We start from the raw sequence: 24,807 nt of genomic DNA on the forward strand, positions 1-24,807 counted from the left end.
ATGTCTAAACAGGGATTATATGGCCCAATAAGCGATGATGTTTGGCAAGCAGCCAGCAAAATCAAACTACTTATTTGCGATGTCGACGGCGTGTTTTCCGATGGCCTAGTTTATATGAGCAACTCAGGCGAAGAGCTCAAAACATTCCACACCCGCGATGGTTACGGCGTGCGTTCAGTGCTTTCAAGCGGTATCAATGTGGCCATCATTACCGGCCGTAAATCGCAAATTGTCGAAGATAGAATGACCGCGCTCGGCGTCACCCATATCTACCAAGGCGTAGATAATAAGCTGGCCCCCTATAATGAGCTGTTAGCACTTTACAATGTCAGCCCAAGCGAGGTTGCCTATATCGGTGATGATATGGTTGATCTTCCCGTAATGAAAGAGGTAGGTTTATCGGTTTGTGTCGCCGATGGTCACCCCTATGTTAAGCAGCATGCTTTGATGACAACCCACATTAAAGGGGGTCACGGCGCCCTTCGAGAGCTCACAGATTTACTGTTGCTTAGCCAAGGTAAGTTTGAGTCTGCTCACGGGATGAGCATATGAATCGCGTCACGCTAGCGATTATTGCTTTATTTGGTACAGCCCTTATCCTTTATTGGCAAGTGCAGTCCAAGAAAAGCGATCCAACGTTAGACATTGATGTAAGCGAACGCCCTAACTATATCATCAACGACCTGCGCAGCACTGAATACAATGAAGCGGGCCTAGTTAATAGTAAGGTCACCGCCAAGCACATGGAACACTTTGAAGAAGCCAGTATGACCTACTTCACCGATCCTGTTTATTTGATCTACCCTGATGATGGTCAAGCCCAGTGGCGATTAAGAGCGACCAAGGGTAGTCATAATAATTTAACCGGCAAGGTCTCATTGGAAAACAATGTTATTATCGACTCTATTAGCCCAGAGGAGCCGATCCAAACATTGTCGACCTCCTATTTAGAACTTGATCTCAATACGATGATAATGACCTCTGATGAAATCATTCACGTTACTGGCAATGAATTTGTGATCCAGGGGACTGGCCTTTATGCTGATCTGAATGCCCAAAGTGTAAAGTTACTCAGTGAAGTCGAAGGGATCTACGATGCTAAATAAGCACTTAAAAAACATACTCACTCATGCTAGCAACCCAATAGCGGAGTAGAAGGACGTTATGAAATACAACCAAACAATACTTGCAGGTCTATTGTGCCTACTCAGCGTTAGTAGCTATGCTGCAGTCGATGACTTAAAGCAGAAGGTCGAAATTGCCGCTGCTCGCCAAGAAGCTGATATCAAAAACAATCAAGTGATCTTTTTTGGTCCGGTAGAAGTCACTCAAGGTTCAATTAAAATGAACGCTGATGAATTACGGGTTTTCTCCAAAGAGGCGGGCTCAGGCAAAACGCTCGTGGCAACAGGTAACCCTGCAACTTATACTCAAATAATGGAAGATGGCCGCCCTGCGACAGCAAGTGCCAAAGAGATCCGCTATGAGTTGGCAACCAGAACACTAACCTTATTAGGTAACGCCACATTGGAGCAAGAGGGTAGCCAAGTCACCGGCAATCGCATTAAATACAATATTGGACTACAGCAATTAGTCGCAGAAAGTACCGGTCAAGGTGATGATCGCGTCATCACTATCATCCAACCAGAAGCTTATCAAGAAGAGACTCCTGAAACGCCAGTCGAGCCCATTGAAAAGCAGGAGCAGCAATGATCCAAAAAACGCTGACCGCCCGCAACTTAGCAAAAAGCTATAAGAGCCGAGCCGTTGTTCAAGATGTGAGCTTAACGGTAAAAACAGGACAAATTGTTGGGCTATTAGGTCCAAACGGTGCAGGAAAAACCACAACGTTTTATATGGTTGTTGGTTTGGTACAGAGTGACAAGGGGCAAATCTTTATCGATGATGATGATTTAACCTTAGATCCAATGCACCTTCGAGCACGTAAAGGCATTGGCTACTTGCCACAAGAAGCCAGCATTTTTAGAAAGCTCTCAGTGCGTGACAACATCATGGCGGTACTACAGACTCGCAGTGATATTGATAACGAGCAGCGTGAAGAGCAGCTGGAAAACCTTCTCGAAGAGTTTCATATCACCCATATCCGTGATAGCCAAGGTATGGCGTTATCAGGGGGTGAACGACGCAGAGTTGAAATAGCACGGGCATTGGCAGCAAATCCAAAATTTATTCTACTTGATGAACCTTTTGCCGGGGTTGATCCAATATCGGTTATCGATATTAAAAAGATTATTGAGCAGTTAAAAAGCCGCGGGCTAGGCGTGTTGATAACCGATCACAATGTCCGTGAAACATTGGACGTTTGTGAGCATGCTTATATCGTAAGTCACGGAAATCTAATTGCAGAAGGCACGCCTGCCGAAATCTTAGACAATCAGCAAGTTCGAGCTGTGTACTTAGGTGAACAATTCAGGCTATAGTTAATCCACAGTATGAGCATTGAATTGTGTAGCACTAATAAAGTATGTTAATACAATCAAAGTGTTGAGCCTTTAAACTCTCTTCTTCAAGTCAACGAGCTTCAACGTTTAATTACAGTGTAGGGAATAGCGGTAAGATGAAAGCGTCACTCCAGCTCAAAATGGGTCAGCAGCTCACCATGACTCCACAGTTACAGCAGGCTATTCGCCTGCTACAACTGTCCTCTTTGGAGCTGCAACAAGAGATCCAGCAAGCATTAGAATCTAATCCACTGCTTGAATTAGATGAAGAGCAATCCGACGGCGAACCTGTCAGTAACGAAGATAGAACCACGACCGATTCTGACAGCTATTCAGAGTCTGATGGCGACAACGACTACAGTGCTAGCGCTGATGTTGACCCACAACAAGATAGTGCCGCGGTAGATACCTCAGATGCATTAACGCAAGATTCGATGCCAGATGAACTGCCAATGGATACCACTTGGGATGAAGTCTATACCGTTTCTTCCAACTCCAGCTCAGGTGGCATGCGTGATGATGACATGCCCTTTCAAGGTGAAACCACTGAAGGTTTGTACGAACACCTTGAATGGCAGAAAAATTTAACGCCCTTCTCTGACAATGACCTGGCGATTGCCACCGCGATTATTGATGCCGTCGACGAACGTGGTTATTTGACTCAGAATTGTGACGACATTCTTGAAGCGATGGGCGATCCAGAGATCGAGCTAGATGAAGTGGAAGCCGTGCTCAAACGCGTGCAACATTTTGACCCTATCGGTGTTGCAGCAAGAGATCTAAGTGAATGTCTACTAATCCAATTGGCTCAATATGCCGAAACAACCCCGCACATAGATAATGCTCGCCTGCTCATTAAAGATTACTTAGATTTGATTGCCGGACGCGACTTTAGGCAATTGATGCGTAAGACCAAGCTCAAAGAGGATGATCTGCGCGACGCTATCAGCCTTATTCAAACCTTGAACCCAAGGCCGGGTCTGGCGGTGACGCGTAGTAAAGATGAATATGTCATCCCCGACGTTTCAGTGGCGAAAAAGAAAGGCCGCTGGGTGGTGGAATTAAACCCCGACTACATGCCAAAAATCAACGTCAATCAGCATTATGCTTCGATGGCTCGCAGTACCAAAAGCCAAGCCGATGGCCAATTTATTCGTGGTCATCTACAAGAAGCTAAATGGTTTATTAAAAGCATTGAAAGTCGCAATGAAACTCTGCTTAAAGTCTCTAACTGTATTGTAAAGTTCCAGCAGGGCTTTTTTGAATATGGTGAAGAAGCCATGAAGCCTATGGTACTCAACGACATTGCCGAAGCCGTAGAGATGCATGAGTCGACAATTTCAAGGGTGACCACGCAAAAGTATATGCATACCCCTAGAGGTATTTTCGAATTAAAGTATTTCTTCTCAAGTCATGTTGGCACAGATGACGGTGGAGAGTGCTCATCAACAGCAATTAGAGCGTTTATTAAGAAGTTAGTCGCAGCTGAAAACCAAAAGAAACCATTAAGCGACAGCAAAATGGCGCAGCTTTTGGCAGAACAAGGGATTAAAGTTGCTCGACGTACTATCGCGAAATACCGCGAAGCAATGCTAATTCCGCCCTCAAACCAACGCAAGAGTTTATAACTCAAATTAGGCACTTGGAGGAATCTTTCTATGCAAATTAACCTTACTGGGCATCATGTTGAAATCACTGCGTCACTACGTAGTTATGTTGAAGAGAAATTTACAAAGCTTGAACGTCATTTCGATCAGATCAATAATGTGCACGTCATATTGAACGTTGAAAAAATGCAACAGATTGCCGAAGCTCGAATTCACCTAAAAAAAGGTGAAGTATTTGCCACTTCGGAACATGCGGACATGTACGCCGCAATAGACTCCCTGATCGATAAATTAGATCGTCAGGTTATTAAACACAAAGAGAAGCTGACCAAACACTAACGATGGAATTACGCACCATCCTGCAGCCGGAATGCACTACCTGTGCCACACCGGGCAGTAAGAAAAAGGTACTGGAGTTAATCAGCGATATTGCCGCTGTCCAGTACCCAACCCTTTCTTCACAAGAGATTTTCGAAAGCCTGTTGGCTCGCGAAAAAATGGGTAGCACAGGTATAGGCAACGGTATTGCAATCCCTCACGGGAGATTGGCTAATATTGACCATCCACTGGGCATATTAATAAAATGTGAAACACCGATCTCTTTTGACTCGATAGATAAACAGCCGGTCGATATACTGTTTGCCCTATTGGTGCCTGCGGAGCAATGTAAACAACACTTAGCAACACTGTCTTCGATGGCAGAAAAACTCAACGACAAAGCGATCGTTAAGCAGCTAAGAAAAAGCAATAGTGAATCAGAGCTATATGACTTAATCACACAATAGCTAATATTTAGGTCCTTAAATAATCGATATATAATAGGGTTATTTAAAGACCTAAGTATTTATACCCAAGCCACTTATCGACATGCTGAAAAGAGCATCTTCAAGTAGGATGGGTATATTACAACAATATGAAATGTTCTTTCCAACTAGCCTAAGCTCTTGCTTTAAGCCGGAAAAAAGTTAATCTATACCATTGTACATCTCGTATACATCTATAACACATATATTCTAACTTTTATCAGGTATTCAAAAGATGAAACTCGTTCTAGTCTCTGGTCGTTCAGGCTCAGGAAAATCAGTACTGCTAAGGATGCTAGAAGATCTCGGCTATTATTGCGTCGATAACCTCCCCTTGCCAATGATGGGAACTCTGCTTGAGCAACTTTCGGGGAACTCAGAATTAGTCGCCATTAGTGTTGATATCCGCAACATGCCAGAGAAAGAGAATGAACTGACAAAACATTTAACCCACTTGCCTGAAGGGGTGGAGTTACTCAGTTTCTTTTTAAACTCTAGTGATGAAGTGCTACTCAAGCGCTATAACGAGACCCGTCGCCTGCACCCTTTGTCTCATGCCAATATTTCATTGAAAGAAGCGATTCAGCTTGAAGGCCGCCAGCTTGAACCTCTGGCGAAAATAGTTGACCACTATATTGATACCTCAAATCTAAATATTTATGATCTCAACGACCAAGTTCGTGAAATTTTATTGGGCAATATAAATAAAGAACTGATGATTAAGTTTGAATCTTTTGGCTTTAAACATGGTATGCCAACAGAAGCCGACTTTATGTTTGATGTTCGATTTTTGCCAAACCCACATTGGGAACCAGAGCTTCGGCCCATGACTGGGCTTGATAAGCCAGTACAGGAGTTTTTAAACCTACACCCTCTGGTGAATAAGTTTATCTGGCAAATTGAGAACTTACTCGAAACTTGGTTACCTGATTTAGAGCGTAACAACCGTAGTTACCTCACCATTGCCATTGGCTGTACCGGTGGTCAACATCGCTCTGTTTATGTCACCGAACGGCTCGCTGAACACTTCAAAAAAGGCCGCCATAAAGTTACCGCCAGCCACCGCGAGTTAAAAAATGCCAACGATTGAACGGCAAGTTACCATTTGTAATAAACTCGGACTGCATGCTAGAGCGGCGACAAAGTTGGTGGTTCTGGCGTCAGAATTTGATGCTGAAATCACTATTGTTCAAGGTGAAAAACAAGCTTCAGCGGTAAGTGTACTAGGCTTACTAATGTTAGAAACTGGGATCGGTAAATCGATACAGCTTCTCGCCAATGGCCCTGATGCTGAGGCAGCGTTAGATGCCATATGTCATTTGATTAATACAAAATTCGACGAAGACAGCTAGTCCATAAATTCGATATAATAATTGTTCTTTATCCCCCTTTACTTACGTTATGATAACCGCCTTTTAAACGACCCTGTGAGGGATCCATGCCGATTGAAGTCTTAGACAACGAAACATCAGACCAGCGCCTCAATCAGCTAAATAAAGCGTTAGGTAGCGGCATGTTTGTTCATGTCCGCAATATGTTGCAGGACATGGCTGCCACCGATATCGCCTTTATTCTTGAATCTTCACCGCCCCGTACTCGCCAAGTCCTCTGGCAGCTGATTGACCAAGAGCATACCGGTGAAATTCTCGATGAATTAGGCGAAGAGCTGAAAGACAGCCTTATTCGCCAAATGAGCCCTGAGCGTGTTGCAAAAGCCGCCGAAAGCATGGACACGGATGACCTAGCTTATATTCTTAGAAGCTTACCAGACAGCGTCTTTAATGAAGTGCTGCAGTCGATGAGTACCCAAGATCGAGTGAGGGTAGAACAGGCACTGTCTTATCCCGATGATACTGCTGGCAGTATCATGAACACCGATACCGTCACCTTAAGACCTGACGTCAATATCGATGTGATATTGCGTTACTTGAGAATTCGTGGCGAACTCCCCCCAGCAACCGATATGCTGTATGTGGTCGATAAACATGACCGGGTACTCGGCGGTGTGCGTATTGCCGATCTACTCACCTGTAATCCAGATTCATCGATTCGGGATATCATGGCCGCTGATGTCGAGCCTATCCCAGTTGGTATGTCCGACAGTGAGGTAGCTCAACTGTTTGAACGTCATGACTGGGTTTCTGCGCCTGTTATTGATGATGACAACAAACTGCTTGGCCGTATTACCATTGATGATGTAGTCGATGTTATTCGAGAAGATGCCGAGCATTCGATGATGGGTATGGCGGGTATGGACGATGATACCGATACCTTTGGCCCAGTACTTAAAAGTACCTTTCGTCGTTCACTCTGGTTAACCGTCAACTTGTTTGCTGCGCTACTCGCCGCATCGGTCAGTAATATGTTCGAAGGCACATTAGAGCAGTTCGCCACGATTGCCATTTTGATGACGATTGTCCCCAGCATGGGCGGTGTTGCAGGTAATCAAACCTTAGCGCTGGTTATTCGTGGTATCGCCTTAGGCCAAATTGGTCAAAGTAACTCGAGATGGCTTATCGGCAAAGAGCTCGCCATTGGCTTTCTAAACGGCTTGCTATGGTCCATTCTAGTATTTGCCGCAGTGTGGGCTTGGAAAGGTGACATTACCTTAGGGGCAACGATTGGCGGGGCCATGCTGATTAATATGACCGTCGCGGGTCTTGCTGGCGCAAGTATTCCACTTATCCTCAAAAAGATGAATATCGACCCGGCACTCGCTGGTGGTATGGTATTAACCACGGTGACTGACGTTATCGGCTTATTTGCCTTCTTAGGGCTAGCAACCGTGTTCTTGATAAACTAGCGTGACAAAAAGTCGATTAACACAGAAGACCGCCGACGAGCATAACTAGCAGGCGGTCTTTTTGTATTCATTACCTCGCTGTATTTATCGTTTCAACGGTGCCTTAAAGCCATAGCCTGCTAAAATTGACTGGCCCTTTTCCGATAATACAAACATCGCTAGCTTCCAAGCATCGGGTTGTGCCGCCTTTAACACCACCAGGCCATAATCGGCACCGACTGCAAGCTCATTAGGGAGTTGCACTACCTGCAAACTAGGCACCTCTTTCTGTGCCAGCACAGCATTAGTGCAGTAGGTGAGAAAAATATCAGCACGATTATTCTCCATCACCCAGCCATAGGTATTACGCCCCCTCGGAGCCTTGGCACTCGTCTCTCCGCCTGTTAGTTGTAATGCTTTATGCTCTAATGTGCTCTTAGCGCCAACCACAACAGCCTCAGCCTTGGCAAAAACTTTCCACGCATAGTCACCAGACGGATCGGCTTTAGGTGTCGACGTGCCAAGGCGAATATCACTATTGAGCATCTGTTGCAATAAGTCATCATTGAGTTCAATGCTAGCTTGCGTTAACGCGCACATTTGATTTTGTGCAAACATCACCACACTTTCTGCTAGTTCATTGTGTTGTAATGTTTGCGGGTGTTTAATATTGGCAGAAGCAAACACATCAACAACCTCTCCTTTTTCAATACGTTTTCGAAGCAAGCCAGAAGGAGCAAAATCAGTATTAACAGCCTGCTTAGATTCCAGTTGATAAGCAGCAACAATATCCGACATGGCATTTTTTAAACTCCCCGCTGCACGCATCTCAATCGGTGTAGCCGCGGCCGTCAGTGGCAGTATCAATAACGACGCTGCGATCCATTTCTTCATGATGATTTCCATAGTAAGTGCTAAAAGTACAATCGATTTAGCCGATCAAAGAGCATTTACGCTTAAAAAACAACAAGCAATACTGAGGCTGCAGTACCTGCTTTAAAACTATTGAAACGGATCACCTAGAAAGCAACTTCGCCAGACAAAAAGTCGCAGTGAGTCGTAAGAAATCTAACGTATTCAAGCCAAAAAAAACCACCTGTTCGGTGGTTTTCTATCTAAAATTAAAACTGTGTTTAGCTTAGTGGGCTAAGAATAATCTCTACTCTGCGATTATCTGCTCGACCTGCTTTGGTCTCATTGGTCGCTACTGGTCTCTCTTCACCTACACCATGAGATGCCACTCGTGCAGACGGAACCTGCTGGCTCATTAAGTAGCTAGCAACTTCACTTGCTCGAACTTGAGATAGTCGCATGTTATAAGATGCAGCTCCAGAGCTATCGGTATGCCCCATCACATTTAGCTTGGTCTCATCATATTCTAACGCAACCAAAGCCACGCTATTTAACACCTGCTTTGCACGTTGGCTTAGATCGGTTTGATCGACAGCAAAAGTCACATCATTGGGCATGTTCAAAATAATATCATCACCACTGCGGGTAACGCTGACACCAGATGACTGTAGCTGTTGGCGCAACTCTGCCTCCTGCACATCCATGTAGTAACCGATCCCACCACCAAGCGCTGCGCCCGAAGCTGCGCCGATCAAAGCCCCTTTACCTCTATCACTTTTACTTGAAGAGGCAACGCCAATTACCGCACCAGTAAGTGCGCCAATCAAGGCACCATTAGTGGCTTTAGCATTTTGAGATTCATTACTGTATGGATTGGTTGTCTGACAACCTGAAACGAACACTGCTGCAACCAAACAGCTAGCGATAATACCGCTGTGCTTAACACTCATAAACTTACTCCTCACTGTCTTCACTCAAATGAAGACGACAACATATCGAGTTATTTTGTTAGTAGTATATAAGCAGGTAATTAATAGACAATGGTTACAGCTTCAAGCGAGTTAAAAATATACAATTCACCTTTAATAAACCGCTGTGGATGGTAAATATCAGCTTGTGTTAGCCAACACGATTTAATGCTAGAAAAGCCTACCTATACCGATGGGCTCGACGATGGTTGCCATAGTGGCAAGCGGAAGGGGTTTATTCGACACGTTCAAAAAAGATATCAAACTAGGGTGCTAATCGAGCTGCAGCGTTTGCAACAACGAAAGAAAGCCAACCATATAAGCCAGCAGACTGCACTTGAGCAAGAAGTGATGAAAGGCATCGACACTGACGCCCTTAACAGTCTAGCAAAGCAGTAGTGTAATAATTAGCAGACCGCGCGATAAACCACGGTCTGCTTAGCTCAATTAAAAAGTCGTTAGTCGATAGCCCAAGGGCTGTGAATCATCTTTACTCAGCACCATGGTGTAGTTACCTGCACTATCAAACACCAGTGGGTCAGATTGATAGAGTAAAGTGAGCGTTTCATTGTCATCTTCAAAGACCACGTTAATCTCGTACTCTCCAGATGCTAGGCCAATTGACTCTAACTCAGTAAACTCCAAACCTGTGATTTTATACTCCGCTGATTCAATCGTTTCCGTGGGTTTCACGAAGTAGATAGCTAAGGTTTCATAGTCAAAAACTAAGTTCGCTAAATCAATTAGGTGGGTAAAAGCCCGCGGGCGATGATCATGAGTTAGCGTCATCCCTTTGGTCACCCCGAGCTCATCGTCATAAACCAGTATCGATTTACTCTCATCCTGATTAAAGGTCACCAGTAAGTTATTGGCTAATACCTCACTTGAATCATTATTGGTAATGGTCACGCCGTAGTCGTTATAACCTATGGTCTTGAAATCACTTAAACTATGTTTGCCCAACTCATAAAGGTACTGTGTCTCCTGATTACTTGCGATCGCGATATCAATATTATCAACGCTATTTAATGCATTAAAAACACGATATTCGGCGTTGGCGTCAATATTGGCATATTGGGTTGGACTCCCCGTCGAATCAACCGCATCAATGGTTATCTTAGGTGTTCCAGGGCCAAAGCTATTGCGGATAACAAATTTGTAAACCGTATTATCACTCATATCCAATGTAGTAGTGGTGTAGATTGGCGTGCTCTCTCCTGTCTCGGTCAGATACAGCACATATTCGCCAGTATCAAACATCAACTCAGTTGAATATCCTTTATAACTAAGCGAATCGATCATGGTTGCGGCACTGAAATCCTCACCATCCAAACCGAAGTAAACATCATAAGTCGGCTCATCCATGGCAGCATGGGTAACTAACATCTGCATCTTACTGTAGTCGTCACTTTCATCACTGTTCAATTCATCCATCTCGCTACGATCGTATTGAATATCGAGTAACTCTGTTGAACTATAATCACCGAGTAAAACAAAAAAGTGATCATCTTCATTTGAAAGTGACAGCGTCGCGGTATAGAGCGACAACTCATCACCCAGCTCATCAGTGCCAACAATTTCCATCTCTGCACTGCCCGTGCTGTAAACATAACGAGGTTGAGAATCAGCGTAACTCACCGCCGTGTATTGATAATCATCTAAAACCAGGGCTGTTGCCGTGCTATTAGGTGATGCATTGTAATATTGTACGTAAGCCTCACTGCTTGATTCACTCGCATCATCTGAGCTACAACCGACCGTTGTAGCCAGCACAAAAAAGAGACCGGTAATTCCCCGAGGTGTGAATTTCATTTATTTTCCTTAACTAATTAATGACAAACTCACTACCTATGACCAATAATTCACGTCAAGAACTGTCAACAACTGCAATGTAACGAAAGACTATCAATAGCTTTGTAAATTAAGGTTATTATCGATATGAATTGAATAAAAAGTGACGCTTGCGGGAGGGTGGGATGTTAACAAATGGTATAATCAGAATGAAGTGGGCAGTAATTTACTGCCCCGTCGAATACTCTTTTAGCTGGCGAACAGTACTCTAAATTGGTTGGCTAACGCTTTATCATCTTGCTTACCATATTTAATCAATATGTCCTCTTTACCATCACCATTTAAGTCATCGCTTTGCAGCATCCCGCCATCAATAGGCAGTTTTAAATCGTGCTTTTCAGCCTCGCGACTAAATAGACGTGAGCCAGACTGGCCAAAATAGATCCTTAAGGTGTCTTCATCATCTGACAGCATTAAATCTTTCAATCCATCACCGTTAAGGTCGGCCAGTTTTACCACTGGGCTGCCACTTTGGCCTGAGCTTAAACTAAAGTTGAGCTCAACCTCTTTACTGACATTCGACTCCTTCGCAAAACGCCCTTGTTCATCCATTTTAAACAGGTGAACATCTTGATCGATACTGCCAGAAAGCAGCGCACCGATGATCTGCGATAGCCCGATATCAAATCCAGCCACCATCACCTCGACCTTATCGTCGCTATCAATATCAATAAACTGTAAGCCCGTTAATGTGCCTTCCGCTTTAACAACACTGCTAGCCACCTTAGGGAACACTAACTTTCCCTTTTGGTTTTCACCAAGGTACACCTCATAATCATTGGCTCTGTCGAATACACCAGAGCTTTTTGTATAACGCACCACGAGATCAGTAATACCGTCGTTATTAATGTCCTTAAGTTCCTCCACTTTACGGTATACCAACTCACTTTGGTCAAGCTGCTCACCAAATGCATCGCGCTTATTCCACCAATCAATGCCACTTATAGGCTGGCGTACTGACACAAACTCCGTAATAGGGTCAAACATCCCACCCTCAACTTGCCGATAAAGCTCGAGTTCACCCTCGCCAATTTTAACTATGTCGACTAACCCATCAAGATTGATATCGCTAGCATAGAGTTTTGACTGGGTATACGTGGCGCCATCTTCAAACAATCGAGATTGTGGTTTAATTGGTAATACTTGTTGTTTAAACTCTCCATTATTAGCAATAAACAACTGCACCTGATTGAAGTCGTGGATCAAGATGTCATCTTGTTTGTCGCCGTTTAAATCAGCGATAAATTCGCCACGGCTTAAGTAATCTGGGCGAGATTTAAAGGATAAGGAATTGATCTCAGCGATGGTGATTAACTCGGCAGTGGCGCTGTCTTTTTGAGGCTGAAACAGCTGTAATTCATCTTGCGATAAAAAATACAATTGTTGGCGCTTACCGGTTTGATACTCTGTAATATCAAACGAGTGCAACGCTTGGGGCAACTCGAATTTAATCGCCAGCTGATACTGACCACTTTCTAACGCATAAACCGCCATCCAGCGCTGACTTAAATCATCGATCCCAAAGGCGATTAACTCTTTACCTGGAGTCGGCAGTAGATCGGCGGACGCAATAGGGTGCGTCAAGTTAAAAGGCGCATTCAATGTTGTTTCTGTCAGTGTCAATTTAGCCGTTGACTTGGCTTCAGCGGGATGAGCAACAATCCCCCCTAGTACCACTAATCCAATACCCAAGCCTTTTAAAACCGATTCCATGTTTGATTTACTCCATCAACAATCACAAAAGTATGATGATTCAAGCTATCGGTTTTACGCTAAGAGTAAAAGCTAATTTAACAGTTTGTAACATATCACCCTCTTTAACTGGGATTAATCGATATTTAGCGCTCTAAAAGTCCAAAAGTTGGCACCAAACCAATTAAAAACTAAGCCAGCTAATACCCCAACGCTAAAAGCAAAAGCCATATCGAGGAGAGATTGCCCAAGCAGCAGTGAAATTAGGTAGAAAGCCGATATATTGGCGATAGCAGCTGTGCTCGAGACCAAAGCTGACATTAGCAACTGTCGACCTTTAGCCACTTGTTCTCGTGAGCTAAAGGTCCAGCATCGATTGGCAAACCATGACAGCACTACCGCCACAGAAAATGCCGCCACTCTCGCCAGCATTAACGGCAGAGCCAGCTGTTCGAACAGTAGGTAAAATAGCACGGCATCAGCAACAAAGACGCTTGCCCCCACCAGCAGGAAACGTGCTTCTTGCTGGTGCTTAAGCCAAAGTTGGCGTAATAAGCCTAATTGTTGCGACGACAAAGCAGTAAGCCTCTATCTTTGTTGCTGCTAATTTCATTACAATTGGCGCTGATTTGATCATCAACTTTTGAGTGCTGAATGAGCAGATAGAATGGTTTCCCGTCAGGCTTTACTTGGGTTAACGAAGTGATTTTCTCTGTCTTACCTGCGCTATAAAAGCGAGCCGAAAATGGCATCTTTCCCCAATAATACGTCGTTAACGCCTCTTGCCGTTGATCCAGCAACCAGCGCTCACTTTTGTCCTTGCCAGCGGTAAAATAGATCACCCCAACAGCGATAATCAACAATGCAGGAATGACCAATGCAATGCGGTGCAGCATAGGGACTTGACTATGTCGCCAAGCAAAAGCAATCAATATTGCCAACGCTGGGATCCCTGGTAGCACGTAAGCCGGCAATATATTACCTGCGAAGGTAAATAACACCATCGGCGCAACCATCCAGCAAATAAGATAACTCGGCAATGCTGCGCCCTGTACCGCTTTATCTTCATCACCTCTTTTTGGCGCTTCAATAATCACTTTATAAAGTGCTTGTGGTAAAAACAGCGACCAAGGCAGCGCTGCAGCAATAAAGTACAACCAAATAGTGCCACGGGTTTGATCGTGTGCACTGCCATATAAATCACCTTGCCAACCACTATCGACAAACCTCGACCAATGCTCACCAACAATAAAGTAATTTAAAAATCCCGGGGTGGTATTTTCTGCAACAACGTACCAAGGCAGGGCAATTATCAGCATTAATCCAGCCCCTTTAATCAAAGGAATTCGCTGCCACAAAAGCTGCCAAGGTCGGATCAAACCATACTGCCACAATAGCCATAACCCAGTGCCAATAGCGAAAATAACTAGCGTAACGGGGCCTTTTGCCAGCAAACCAATAGCTAGGCCGACAAAGCCCAAATAACCCCAGCGTACTTCACCTTGCCAACACAGATAAAAGCCCACCATTGCCATCGTTAAACCTAGGGTCAACGCCATGTCTGTCATCACCGCGCCAGCGCTGACAATAAACACCCCCGTTGACGCCAAAATAATTAATATTGGCAACACAGCTAAACGTAATTTTCTTGCAAAAAGTGCCACTACGCCTAGGGTCAACATGGCGGCAATCCAGTGGGGGAAACGCACGGCAAATTCTGATACGCCAAAGCCCACAATAGAGACGGCACTCATCCAGGTATGCAGCGGTGGCTTGCCCCAAAATGGTACATCGTAATCAAATAGTGGCGTGATCCAATTGCCAGTTTCCACCATCAAACGCGCCATTTCGCCATATCTTGCCTCTGTGGTATCCATTAACGGATACCAAGGCAGTAGCAGTAATCGGGTTAAAACCACCAGCAAAAGTACGGCTAGACTTTTTTGCCCAGAGCTCAAAGCTTGCATCAATTCGCCTCCAGATAGCTAACATTACTTTGTGCGACAACATCACGCTCTGGCTGCAGTGGACTAGGTTTGACTTGTGAAACAGACTGGCGGTAAGCAACCTCTTCTATCAAGTAAAGTGGTCGCTGCTTAACCTCAACAAATACCCTCCCCAGATACTCGCCAATAAGCCCTAGCGCTAATAACTGAATACCCGCCAAACCTAGTTGGACGACCATCATCGAGGGGTAACCGGCCACGGTGTCGCCATAAATAAGCGTTTTAGTCACCACCCAAGCTCCATAAGCAAAAGCACTAAAAGCGGTAATCACCCCACACCAGGTTGCAATACGCAGCGGTTTAAAACTGAAAGAGGTGATGCCGTCCATAGCTAAGCCAAACAACTTGCTGTAATTCCATTTAGTTTCACCAACAAAACGGGGGTCACGATCGAACTCCAATGTTTTTTGCGAGAAACCAGGCCAACTAAACAAGCCTTTCATAAATCGATTGCGCTCCGGCAAAGCTTTTATGCTGTCGATCACTTGTCGACTCATTAAACGAAAATCACCAACATTCTCAGGCACTGGAGAATCTGACACCCAGTTCATTAATCGATAAAAACAAGCGGCTGAAAAACGCTTAAACCAGGTTTCACCAAGACGTTTACGGCGTTTCATATTGACAATTTCGTAGCCAGCACGCCACTGGGCGAGCATTAAAGGTATTTGCTCTGGCGGATCTTGTAAGTCAGCATCAAGCAAAATGACAGCCAACCCTCTGGCATGCTCAATGCCTGCCGACATTGCCGCCTCTTTACCAAAGTTGCGGCTCAACTTGATACATTGATATTCATTATCGGCTAAAGGTAATTGGCTGACCTGCAGCCATGAATCATCGCTACTACCGTCATCAACGAAAACAATTTCGGAGCTTTCATCCAGTTCAGATAACACCGCGGTGAGCCGCGAAATGAGGGGCGCTATCATTTGTGATTCATTAAACAGCGGCACAATAACTGACAAACATATTTCGGCGTTGGGAGCACTTTGGTTGGCAGAGGAATATGGCATGAGGCATCCTAGTGGATTTATTTTTCCAGTAGCATGCCTGTATTAAGGTGAAGAAAATGTCATTGACATTTCTTCGACAAAAAAGTGGTAAAGTGGCTACAACTATCAGGCTCATTGATCGTATAACGATGACACTAAAACTACTCATTATTGAAGACAACATCGACGTTGCGGGCATTCTTGGAGACTATTTTGAGGCTCAAGGGGCTGAACTGGATTTCGCAGATAATGGCGAATTGGGCTTATCGCTGGCACAAGCATTTGACTTTGATGCCATTATATTAGATTTAATGCTGCCAAAACTCGATGGCTTAAGCTTATGCAAGGCATTGCGTTCGCTTGGCTGTTGCACGCCGATTTTGATGTTAACGGCACTTGATAACAAGGCTGACCTACTCAGCGGTTTTGGCTGTGGTGCCGATGACTACTTGGGTAAACCTTTCGATCTTGACGTTGTCGACGCTCGAGTCAAAGCCTTGATAAAACGTCACCGCGGCCAAGTCGCTCAAGCCAGTCTTAAGTTCGGCGATATCGAGCTTAATATTGCTAAACATCAAGCCTATCGTCAGCAGATGCGGCTAGCACTCACCCCAACCACCTATCAAATATTATTACTGCTAATGAAGCATGCTCCCAATGTGGTTAAACGTGAGCAGATCATCGAAGATATCTGGGGAATGTCACCTCCCAACAACGATATTTTACGCAGCCATATGTATCAACTGCGTAATCAACTCGACAAGCCCTTTAAACAGCCAATGCTCGCCACTGTGCCTAAAATCGGCTTCCGGCTACAACTCGGAGATGAGCATTGCTAAACAAGCTACTAAACAAGGTTTCATCAGCTTCAAGCTTGCCACATAAGTTAATGTGGTATTTCAGTGCTATCGCCATATTAATAGGGATGACAATCTATCTGTCGATGTTAAATATGATGCAATGGATTGAAGATGAGGTTAACCAACACGAACTTGAAAGCAGTGTGCCTTATGCCGTCAGCCTATTCCAACAGGGGGCTAGGCAGCCATTAGAAATTGGGCTGCATATACAAGTCTACTATTCACCAGAGCTGATTCCGGAAAAGTACGGAAATTTAAGCCACTTCCCGGTCGGATTTAATGGCGAAGTGCTAAATAACCATCCAGTGGGCTTTTGGAATGAGCTTATCTCGATGAACCCCTTTAGCAAGCATACGACTGCCAGCCGAAAAGAAATTTTTTTCTATCGGGGGGAGTTTCTACTCGATGGTCAATTAGAGCCTTTGTTTCTGATTATGCCAACCGAAAACGTTGAACTAAGCGACACTGAATGGAACGCCATTAATCTATTTGTGCTGTGCTTTATCGGCGTGCTATTTATGTTGTTTGGTTTTGCTATCCACAAACTTAGTCGCCGTTTAGTTGAACCTGTAGAACAGCTAAGTCGGCAATTAAAATCAACAGAGCCCAATTTAACCTTTAGCGTATCAGGCCAGTCTGCCGCCGAGTTTCGCGAACTTACCGATAGCTTGAACTATTATCGACAACAAAATGAGATGATGATTAAGCAGGAGCAAGCTTTTGCCCGTTATGCCAGTCATGAACTGAGAACGCCATTAACCGTGATCAGCGGTGCTGCAAAACTGCAAGAGCAGAACGATGCCGTTGATTTTCAAGCTCGTCAACGTGACCGTATTCAACGTGCAGCCCTTGATATGCAACACACTATTGATGCCCTACTTAATTTGGTAAAACAGGAAAGAGCGACAGGAAGTAATCCACCCAGATTACTTTCCTTAGCCGAAGTGGAGCAAATTATTCAACCATTGCAAGGGCTAGCTCAGAACAAAAATATTGGCATTAGTGTTAGCTTTGAGCAAGCCCCGATCATCAAGCCCACACCAGCAGTACTGCGTATGCTGCTGAGTAATGTCATCAGTAACGCCATTAATGCCAGTGACTCTGGAGAGATCACCATATCAATCAATAGTCAGCAAATCATTATCAACGATAAGGGTCGTGGGCTTACCGAGTCGGAGCAAGAACATGGCCATGGACTGGGCTTGTTGATCGTCGATAGCCTGTGCCATCGTTATCACTGGAAGTTCAGCCTATCAAATATCCAACCAACAGGCTGCTGTGCACGATTAACCTTTCCGCAATTAACATTGTAATGCTTGCGCTAATTGGCATTCAATTAGCGCAAAGCTTAAGTGGATATTTTTTAGTGCACCAAGTTGATTTTAGCTAGAAACCAACTTAAATAGTATGATACCAACTCCACTAAATATATGTTCAATGGAATTGGTACTAGGACTACTTGGAAAGGATCTTACGGTTAGCAAGTAAGGATTTAGCAAAAGGAAAATGGATATGGTTGCTTTCGACACTCAGGAAATCGGCATTCACGCAGACGTAAATCAAAGCTGGCAAGAGATGGTTAATTTAATCTCTGAAATATCTCAAATTCCCGCCACACTCATCATGCGAACCTACCCCAAAGAGATTGAAGTTTTCATTAGTAGCAGTTTCCCCAATAATCCCTACATAGCACAAGAACGAGAACGTTTAGGCATTGGTTTATATTGTGAGTCCGTGATCACTGGGAAGAAACTGTTATTGGTTAGCGATGCTAGCAAAGACCCCCTCTGGGCTAATAACCCCGATATAAAACTCGGTATGATTGCCTACTTAGGCTTACCTCTGAACTGGCCTAACGGTGATATCTTTGGCACCATCTGTATGCTTGACTCACAACCTAACCAGTTTGATAACCCCACCAAGCAACTACTTACTCGATTCAAGTCAGTCGTAGAGACCGACCTCAAACGCATTTATCAACAGACATTATTAGAGCGAGAGAATCAACGTCTCAGTAAACAGTTGCATCAAAAATCTTTTGAATTTGAGCAACTGCAGAGAAAAGAGCAGCAAGAGGCCTTTGAGCGAACTCACGATACAGGCTCTTAAACTGAGCACTGTCGCTGGCGATACCACAACGATTATCAGCTCACGATACTCGGCACCTTATCACGACTCGGTTGCTAGATTAGCGCTAATCTCTGCCACTATTTTTCGACTAAATAACACCGACAAATGCAAAATGATAAAGAAGGATTTATTCTCGGCTCGCGCCCAAATAGAACTCGAACTAGGCACAATAGAGAAATCTATCGGTGTACGGTAAGAGTACAGTTGGACGTTATCGAGCGTATTCTCCGTTGCAGCAAGCTTAAGCAACAACTCACTCTTAGGCCGTAATTGCTTAATGCCCTTTGAAGGATAGGGTAGATACGCCCACCAACTTCCAGCATGGGGGGCTGACAAACTGAAAAACTGGCTTACTCTATGCGCGCCATCTAAACATTGCAGATAGTAGCGGCCAACTATCCCCCCCATACTAAAACCAATTATCACTACCTCATCAGCAAAGCCAAAAGCCTGATTTATCTGCTCTTGTAAGTCTTTAGCCGCATGCTCAATTCCTAAACGACCATCGAACGAAGCCAGTGTTGGTGCAAAACACTCATGGCCAGCCAATTCTAGCTGGCGCTTCATCCAGTGCATAACATGCCCAGTATTAAAAATTCCATGTACCAGTACTATTTTCATTAACTCTTCCTTGCATTTTTTGGCTATGTGACTTGCTATAATGTGCTTACGGTCCAACACCAGTCTCTAAAGTAAAATATCCATCTCTTACACTACATGTAGGCAAAGCAGATTATTTCAATAGCAATCTAGTTTCCCAGCCTAAAAATGCCCGGTCCATCTGCGCAAGGGATATTTATCGCTACAATTTTGCTATTATTAGCGCCGTCGCAACAGCCACTATTTTAATGAGCCCAATATCTATGTCGATCACCCCATCGAACTCGACTGATTTATCAGTAACACAAGCTTTGAGTGCCGCCATTAGCAAACGAACTCACTTTTTAGCACATGCAGAGCAAAATAAAACCGACTGCTATCGAATATTTCACGGTACGGTAGAGGGGAGCAATGGGCTCAATATTGATCGCTATGGCAACGCTTGGCTGATCCAAAGTTTTCATCAAACATTAACAGCGGACGAGCTGAGCCAAATAACCACTCTGCTGACTCAAGAATCGATGTTGCCTGTCATCTATAATGACCGCTCCAACAAGAACTCTCGCGTGCTAAACACCTTAACCACCGACAATGAAGCATTCGCGACCAGTGAACAGCAGATGCAAGAGAATGGCATTTTGTTCAGCAGTAAATTGCGTCATGACGGGCAAGATCCACTACTGTTTTTAGATATGCGCATTGGCCGTGAATATGTAAAGGCACATAGCCAAAACCGTACAGTACTCAATCTATTCTCTTATACCTGCGGTATTGGCACCGCTGCAGCTGTTGGCGGTGCGACACGTGTGGTAAATATCGATTTTTCCTCATTTGCCCTGGCAGCAGGTAAGATAAATGCGCAGCTCAATCACGTTGAAAATGTCTGTGAATTTATTCAAAGTGATGCATTTCCAGCGTTAAGACAGCTGGCAGGTTTGAAAGTGGGCGGCCGTAGAAATCAGAAACTGCCCGCCTATCCAAAACTTGCTGCCACTCAATTTGATCTGGTCTTTTTAGACCCACCAAGATACGCCAAAAGCGCCTTTGGTATTGTCGATCTCATCAACGATTACCAGAGTTTGTTTAAACCAGCAATGCTTACGACTAAGCCTAAGGGCACCATAGTATGCTGTAACAATGTCGCTAAAGTTGATCGCCAAGCATGGTTCGATAGTTTAGTCCGCTGCGTCGAAAAACAGGGACGCCAGGTCAGTAGCCACACATGGCTCGACTGCCATGAAGACTTCCCCTCATTTGATGGTAATCATCCGTTAAAAATGGTGGCATTAACATTAAGCTAGTAACAGTTTTTACCCCTATCAACGATTGAATAATGGCGAGTTAACACTCGCCATTATTGCATTTACCACAACCAATGATAGCTAACTACTATAAAAGCAACTTTAGTTGGTTCTTTCCGTTATTCCCTCCAGTTTAAAAGCGTTAGCCTAAACACCTAGCAGACCCACGATAAAACCAATATTCACAGAGATAATGGGGAGTAACAAAATATGAATAAATTACAATAGGATAACCATCTACAACTCACTCCAAAGCACACCTAAAACCATCGTTTAAAAAATAAACTTTACTTTGCCTAAAAAAGGCATAGAATCCGCTTCCTCTAATTTACATCCAAACATGCAAAAGCATAACTTTAAGGAGTACAAGGTGGATAAATCTGCCTTTAAAACATCAGAAAACAGCTCTTTCACTCCAGTGACAGGTTTGGCTTTTTTCGCTATTGCTTCGGGCTTTCTTATGAGCCTTATTCCTCTATCTTTAACCTCATTTAAAATGGACACATCGCTCATTGCTTGGTTAGCAAGTATCTTCTACTTAGGCATACTAGTAGGTGCCACCTGCGTCCAGTCGGTTATAAGCAAAAGTAGTCACCGCTACGCATTAATGATGTTTCTTTCACTGCTCATTCTCACCATCATATTAATGCTGATGTTTCCAACGCCTTCGGTATGGTTAGCTGCGCGCTTTATTGCCGGTATCGCTGTGGCAGGCGTGTTTGTAGTGGTGGAATCTTGGTTACTGATGGCCGACAGTGCCAAGCAAAGAGCTAAGCGCTTAGGCTTATATATGACATCTCTCTATGGCGGTAGTGCATTGGGACAACTTGCCATCGGTCCTATTGGCATCAAGGGTTTGGCGCCCTTCTTTTGTGTCATAGGGCTATTATTGATCGCCATATTACCACCACTGCTAATTAAACAAGGTCAGCCTGTGCAGTTACAACATCAAAGAATTGGCTTGAAAGAGGCGCGAAAAATCAGTACCCCAGCCATTATTGGTTGCTTGGTGTCGGGCATGCTGCTTGGACCTATTTATGGCTTGATGCCGACCTATATCAACAACCAGCTTGCAAGTACCGAGACAACGGCATTTCTAATGGCGGTGATTGTTCTGGGCGGCATGCTTATTCAACCCTTGGTGAGTTATCTATCGATCAGAGTCAGTAAAAGCCTATTGATGGCACTGTTTTGTTTACTTGGTACGATAGGCGTTATGGGGGTGTTGGAGGGGGAGTCAATTGCATTGATCAGCATGAGTTACTTTGTTCTTGGCGCCAGCTGCTTTGCACTTTATCCCATCGCCATCACACTTGCTTGCGATGCCTTAAGCGTTGAAAAAATTGTCGCCGCAACCGAACTAATGTTACTTAGCTACAGTATTGGCTCAGTAGTTGGCCCATTAATCGCCGAACATAGTAGTTCATCAAAACACTCGCTAATATTGTATTTAGGCTTTGTGTTAACAACAACTTCAATCTACATGCTAATAAAAAGCCTACAAACAACCCGCAGCGGTCACACACCAGCGATAGGCTAATACAGCGCTTTGCCACTTGCCGATAGGAGCATAGATGTTGATGCTCTTATCGCTCGCTAAATCTAGCGGCCTCTCCTTACGAACATACCCTCTAGCCATAAAATTGCTATCGAAAAACAAACTGTAAATAGTTGATTAGAAGAAGCTTAATAAAAAGGAAGATTACCGAAAGGTTGTTGATCAAGATTTATCCTAAGCTCCACTCAATAGCTTCTATTGCGCTAACGAAGCAAGTATTCGCTAGCGCTAAATAATAACAGCAGAAGCATCATTTAAGACAAACTTTAATAGCAATGCATAAAAGGAATTAGCAATGGCCAGAGCAATAATGGGTGATGGTGTCACTAAGATCACCCAAGACAACTTAGAAGAAGCACTGCAACAGGCAATAGAGATTGAGATAGCAACTATCCCGGTTTACCTCTCAACCTACTACTCAATCAATCGTACACCGGATCAGAAAGAGCTGATTAAAGGCTTTACTAAACGGCTGATAGACAAGGGTGAAACCAAGCAGAATGCGGCAACCAAAGCACTAGCACTTTCAGCCAAAATCATGGTTTTTGCTAATAGAGCGGGCGCCAATATTATGAGTGTGGTGGTGGAAGAGATGCTACACATGTCTCTCTCTTCAAACGTAAAGCAATCACTGTTTGGCAACCCGGAGTTAGTCGGTAAATCCCCTAGTATCTGGCCTGCATACCTTGCAGGACACGAACCTGAATTTCCCATTAATCGTGCCAAGTTAAGCATTGAACAACTTGAAACTTTCAAGAAAATCGAAAGCCCTGTACCAATCGACGCTAACCTAAGGTTTACCAGCGCCATCCCCTACTTCACCATTGGTGATTTTTACCAAGGTATTGAAGATTGCATCCGTGATCATTTTTGCTGCAAGGACAATTACCACCCCGACAGGCCGCAGCTCGTTCCAAATCGCGGTTACTACGCGCAAAATAACATCGACACCATCTACTACGATAAACAGCATAAACCTGTCTATGAAAATGCTGCTGATGCGGGGGGCTTAATCCATGTCGTCGATCAAGCAAGTGCACTAAAAGCGCTAAAAACAGTGGTTGACCAAGGTGAAGGAAAAAATGTCACAGATCCTTTTGATGACGACAGTTGTCACGAATTGTCTCATTACTACAAATTTGCACTTCTGCAAGAGGAACTCAAAGATATCAAGCGTCAATTCCAAAAGGAATTTGGTTGCGAATTTGATGTCGAGAACCACTTCATCCATGACTTTGCCGATAATGCAGAAACTCAAGACTACCCCGTTACCATACAAGCGGTTTCAACATTAACCAATGCCATGTATGCCTATCTATTCATCATGTCCCAAGCCTGCTACCACGCTGAGGAACATACTCAATTTGAGATCTTTATGTTTGGCATCCACAAAAGCATGTTGTGGATTTTAAGTTCACTGTGCGGTGAGATGACAGGGCTAAAGTACCTAGGCTCTGACGGTCAGCAATATACAGCCACCGCCACCTTCGAAGAGTATCAATTTAGCAGTGCTTCTAGCCCTAAATCACAAATTATAGAGCTATTTAATCAGGCTGTTGGTGTCAACGATGGTATCGCTTATCTAGGGCAACGGATCCACGACCTTCCCAATGTTTCAATTGAGGGGTTTCTTGAACGTTCAAATACCCCATTAATGGCATAACTCAACCATAGAAGAGGATAGCAACATGTCAAAAGTATTCGATAAATCACTCAGCAATGGTTGTGGTTCAAGCAATGGTTGTGGCAACAGCAATAGTTGCAGCAGCCAACCAGTGAATAAAAAAGTACCCAACATTGTCACCCCGTTAGAGCTGCACGCATGTATGGGGCTTAATGCCTGTCGCGGCCATGACCGCTTTGGCACAAATACCTGTGCAGGAACAGGCTACTGCGCGACACAAACACACGTGTGCCACACGCTCAATAACTGTGCTGGTCAAGGCGGTTGCGGCTTATTTGGCGATGCTGCAGAACAGTCAAAACCTGGATCCAATGATTGTTCATGGCAAGGCAGCTGCGCCACACCAATCCAAGCGGAACGCTTTAGTACCTTAGGTGAGAACAAAAACAAAAGTGTCTGGTTACTAGCACGTGCCTTATTTGAACAGCGCATGGATAAGTCGCGTCGCAATGTCGCAGACGCTCCTTTTCCAGCTGGTCCTCCGCAAGCTTGGTTGGAATCGTTTGGTGAATATGATTCTTGTGGAAACTCCGGTGATAAATCTTGCTCCTTTGGTTTTAATAGCCCAGCTCAGAATACCCAAGAGCTGATTGATCGCAGCCGCGACAATGCTAGCAAACAACCAGAGTACGACTGCAAGTTAAACGACGATTAATAGA

26 protein-coding genes are annotated in these 24,807 nt (G+C 44.3%); 18 read left to right on the forward strand and 8 right to left on the reverse strand.

Features of this window, described 5'->3' with window-relative positions:
- The 10 genes from kdsC to mgtE all read left to right on the forward strand — a co-directional run bounded on the left by kdsC (position 1) and on the right by mgtE (position 7,675).
- Complete coding sequence (gene kdsC, locus JK628_RS19045; RefSeq protein WP_202286495.1) at positions 1 to 552, forward strand: 3-deoxy-manno-octulosonate-8-phosphatase KdsC; 552 nt, start codon at positions 1 to 3, stop codon at positions 550 to 552.
- Positions 549 to 1,106, forward strand: a complete 558-nt coding sequence (gene lptC, locus JK628_RS19050; RefSeq protein WP_202286496.1) for an LPS export ABC transporter periplasmic protein LptC — start codon at positions 549 to 551, stop codon at positions 1,104 to 1,106. Before kdsC ends, lptC begins: the two co-directional genes overlap by 4 nt.
- 58 nt (positions 1,107 to 1,164) lie before the next feature.
- Positions 1,165 to 1,713, forward strand: coding sequence for a lipopolysaccharide transport periplasmic protein LptA (gene lptA / locus JK628_RS19055; protein WP_202286497.1), 549 nt, complete (start codon positions 1,165 to 1,167; stop codon positions 1,711 to 1,713).
- Positions 1,710 to 2,441, forward strand: coding sequence for an LPS export ABC transporter ATP-binding protein (gene lptB, locus JK628_RS19060; protein WP_202286498.1), 732 nt, complete (start codon positions 1,710 to 1,712; stop codon positions 2,439 to 2,441). Before lptA ends, lptB begins: the two co-directional genes overlap by 4 nt.
- Before the next feature lie 137 nt (positions 2,442 to 2,578).
- Positions 2,579 to 4,090: an RNA polymerase factor sigma-54 gene (locus tag JK628_RS19065; RefSeq protein WP_202286499.1), complete on the forward strand. Its 1,512-nt coding sequence runs from the start codon at positions 2,579 to 2,581 to the stop codon at positions 4,088 to 4,090.
- A gap of 30 nt (positions 4,091 to 4,120) precedes the next feature.
- Complete coding sequence (gene hpf / locus JK628_RS19070; RefSeq protein ID WP_202286500.1) at positions 4,121 to 4,408, forward strand: ribosome hibernation promoting factor; 288 nt, start codon at positions 4,121 to 4,123, stop codon at positions 4,406 to 4,408.
- Positions 4,409 to 4,410: 2 nt separating this feature from the next.
- Positions 4,411 to 4,854 (forward strand): PTS IIA-like nitrogen regulatory protein PtsN, encoded by a 444-nt coding sequence (gene ptsN / locus JK628_RS19075; protein WP_202286501.1) that lies wholly within the window; start codon positions 4,411 to 4,413, stop codon positions 4,852 to 4,854.
- A gap of 253 nt (positions 4,855 to 5,107) precedes the next feature.
- Positions 5,108 to 5,962, forward strand: a complete 855-nt coding sequence (gene rapZ, locus JK628_RS19080; protein WP_202286502.1) for an RNase adapter RapZ — start codon at positions 5,108 to 5,110, stop codon at positions 5,960 to 5,962.
- Entirely contained in the window at positions 5,949 to 6,224 is a 276-nt protein-coding gene (locus JK628_RS19085) for an HPr family phosphocarrier protein (protein ID WP_202286503.1), read from the forward strand. Before rapZ ends, JK628_RS19085 begins: the two co-directional genes overlap by 14 nt.
- 86 nt (positions 6,225 to 6,310) lie before the next feature.
- Complete coding sequence (gene mgtE, locus JK628_RS19090) at positions 6,311 to 7,675, forward strand: magnesium transporter (RefSeq protein WP_202286504.1); 1,365 nt, start codon at positions 6,311 to 6,313, stop codon at positions 7,673 to 7,675.
- An 84-nt stretch (positions 7,676 to 7,759) separates the two neighbouring features.
- On the opposite strand, the gene JK628_RS19095 is transcribed toward mgtE, so the two are convergent.
- A complete protein-coding gene (locus JK628_RS19095; protein WP_237524063.1) occupies positions 7,760 to 8,548 on the reverse strand; it encodes a molybdate ABC transporter substrate-binding protein in 789 nt (262 codons plus the stop codon).
- A 239-nt stretch (positions 8,549 to 8,787) separates the two neighbouring features.
- Complete coding sequence (locus JK628_RS19100; RefSeq protein WP_202286506.1) at positions 8,788 to 9,456, reverse strand: OmpA family protein; 669 nt, start codon at positions 9,454 to 9,456, stop codon at positions 8,788 to 8,790.
- Positions 9,457 to 9,642: 186 nt separating this feature from the next.
- Between JK628_RS19100 and JK628_RS19105 the strand changes: the two genes are divergently transcribed.
- Complete coding sequence (locus tag JK628_RS19105) at positions 9,643 to 9,873, forward strand: hypothetical protein (RefSeq protein WP_202286507.1); 231 nt, start codon at positions 9,643 to 9,645, stop codon at positions 9,871 to 9,873.
- A gap of 48 nt (positions 9,874 to 9,921) precedes the next feature.
- Here JK628_RS19105 and JK628_RS19110 read toward each other — a convergent pair whose 3' ends face one another.
- The 5 genes from JK628_RS19110 to JK628_RS19130 form a co-directional block, all read right to left on the reverse strand.
- Entirely contained in the window at positions 9,922 to 11,286 is a 1,365-nt protein-coding gene (locus JK628_RS19110) for a DUF4397 domain-containing protein (RefSeq protein WP_202286508.1), read from the reverse strand.
- 228 nt (positions 11,287 to 11,514) lie between these two features.
- The gene (locus tag JK628_RS19115) at positions 11,515 to 13,038 is read right to left on the reverse strand and encodes an FG-GAP repeat domain-containing protein (RefSeq protein WP_202286509.1); all 1,524 of its coding nucleotides are present in this window, start codon (positions 13,036 to 13,038) and stop codon (positions 11,515 to 11,517) included.
- Positions 13,039 to 13,152: 114 nt separating this feature from the next.
- Complete coding sequence (locus JK628_RS19120; RefSeq protein WP_202286510.1) at positions 13,153 to 13,593, reverse strand: GtrA family protein; 441 nt, start codon at positions 13,591 to 13,593, stop codon at positions 13,153 to 13,155.
- Positions 13,575 to 14,984, reverse strand: coding sequence for an ArnT family glycosyltransferase (locus JK628_RS19125; RefSeq protein WP_202286511.1), 1,410 nt, complete (start codon positions 14,982 to 14,984; stop codon positions 13,575 to 13,577). Before JK628_RS19125 ends, JK628_RS19120 begins: the two co-directional genes overlap by 19 nt.
- Positions 14,984 to 16,036, reverse strand: coding sequence for a glycosyltransferase family 2 protein (locus tag JK628_RS19130; RefSeq protein WP_202286512.1), 1,053 nt, complete (start codon positions 16,034 to 16,036; stop codon positions 14,984 to 14,986). Before JK628_RS19130 ends, JK628_RS19125 begins: the two co-directional genes overlap by 1 nt.
- A gap of 128 nt (positions 16,037 to 16,164) precedes the next feature.
- Here JK628_RS19130 and JK628_RS19135 point away from each other — a divergent pair, with 128 nt between their 5' ends.
- The 3 genes from JK628_RS19135 to JK628_RS19145 all read left to right on the forward strand — a co-directional run bounded on the left by JK628_RS19135 (position 16,165) and on the right by JK628_RS19145 (position 18,984).
- Complete coding sequence (locus JK628_RS19135; RefSeq protein ID WP_202289890.1) at positions 16,165 to 16,854, forward strand: response regulator transcription factor; 690 nt, start codon at positions 16,165 to 16,167, stop codon at positions 16,852 to 16,854.
- Positions 16,848 to 18,188, forward strand: a complete 1,341-nt coding sequence (locus tag JK628_RS19140; protein WP_237524064.1) for a sensor histidine kinase — start codon at positions 16,848 to 16,850, stop codon at positions 18,186 to 18,188. Before JK628_RS19135 ends, JK628_RS19140 begins: the two co-directional genes overlap by 7 nt.
- A 199-nt stretch (positions 18,189 to 18,387) precedes the next feature.
- Positions 18,388 to 18,984: a GAF domain-containing protein gene (locus tag JK628_RS19145; protein ID WP_202286513.1), complete on the forward strand. Its 597-nt coding sequence runs from the start codon at positions 18,388 to 18,390 to the stop codon at positions 18,982 to 18,984.
- A gap of 60 nt (positions 18,985 to 19,044) precedes the next feature.
- On the opposite strand, the gene JK628_RS19150 is transcribed toward JK628_RS19145, so the two are convergent.
- A complete protein-coding gene (locus JK628_RS19150; protein ID WP_202286514.1) occupies positions 19,045 to 19,626 on the reverse strand; it encodes a lipase family alpha/beta hydrolase in 582 nt (193 codons plus the stop codon).
- Positions 19,627 to 19,868: 242 nt separating this feature from the next.
- Between JK628_RS19150 and JK628_RS19155 the strand changes: the two genes are divergently transcribed.
- From JK628_RS19155 to JK628_RS19170, 4 genes are all read left to right on the forward strand, one after another.
- Complete coding sequence (locus tag JK628_RS19155) at positions 19,869 to 20,906, forward strand: class I SAM-dependent rRNA methyltransferase (RefSeq protein ID WP_237524065.1); 1,038 nt, start codon at positions 19,869 to 19,871, stop codon at positions 20,904 to 20,906.
- Positions 20,907 to 21,276: 370 nt separating this feature from the next.
- Positions 21,277 to 22,446: an MFS transporter gene (locus tag JK628_RS19160; RefSeq protein ID WP_237524066.1), complete on the forward strand. Its 1,170-nt coding sequence runs from the start codon at positions 21,277 to 21,279 to the stop codon at positions 22,444 to 22,446.
- A gap of 313 nt (positions 22,447 to 22,759) precedes the next feature.
- A complete protein-coding gene (locus JK628_RS19165; protein ID WP_202286517.1) occupies positions 22,760 to 24,127 on the forward strand; it encodes a ferritin-like protein in 1,368 nt (455 codons plus the stop codon).
- 25 nt (positions 24,128 to 24,152) lie between these two features.
- Positions 24,153 to 24,803 (forward strand): hypothetical protein, encoded by a 651-nt coding sequence (locus JK628_RS19170; RefSeq protein ID WP_202286518.1) that lies wholly within the window; start codon positions 24,153 to 24,155, stop codon positions 24,801 to 24,803.
- The last annotated feature ends 4 nt before the right edge of the window (positions 24,804 to 24,807 follow it).

It is taken from the genome of Shewanella sp. KX20019 (genome assembly GCF_016757755.1).
In the GTDB taxonomy this organism is placed as follows: Bacteria; Pseudomonadota; Gammaproteobacteria; order Enterobacterales; family Shewanellaceae; genus Shewanella.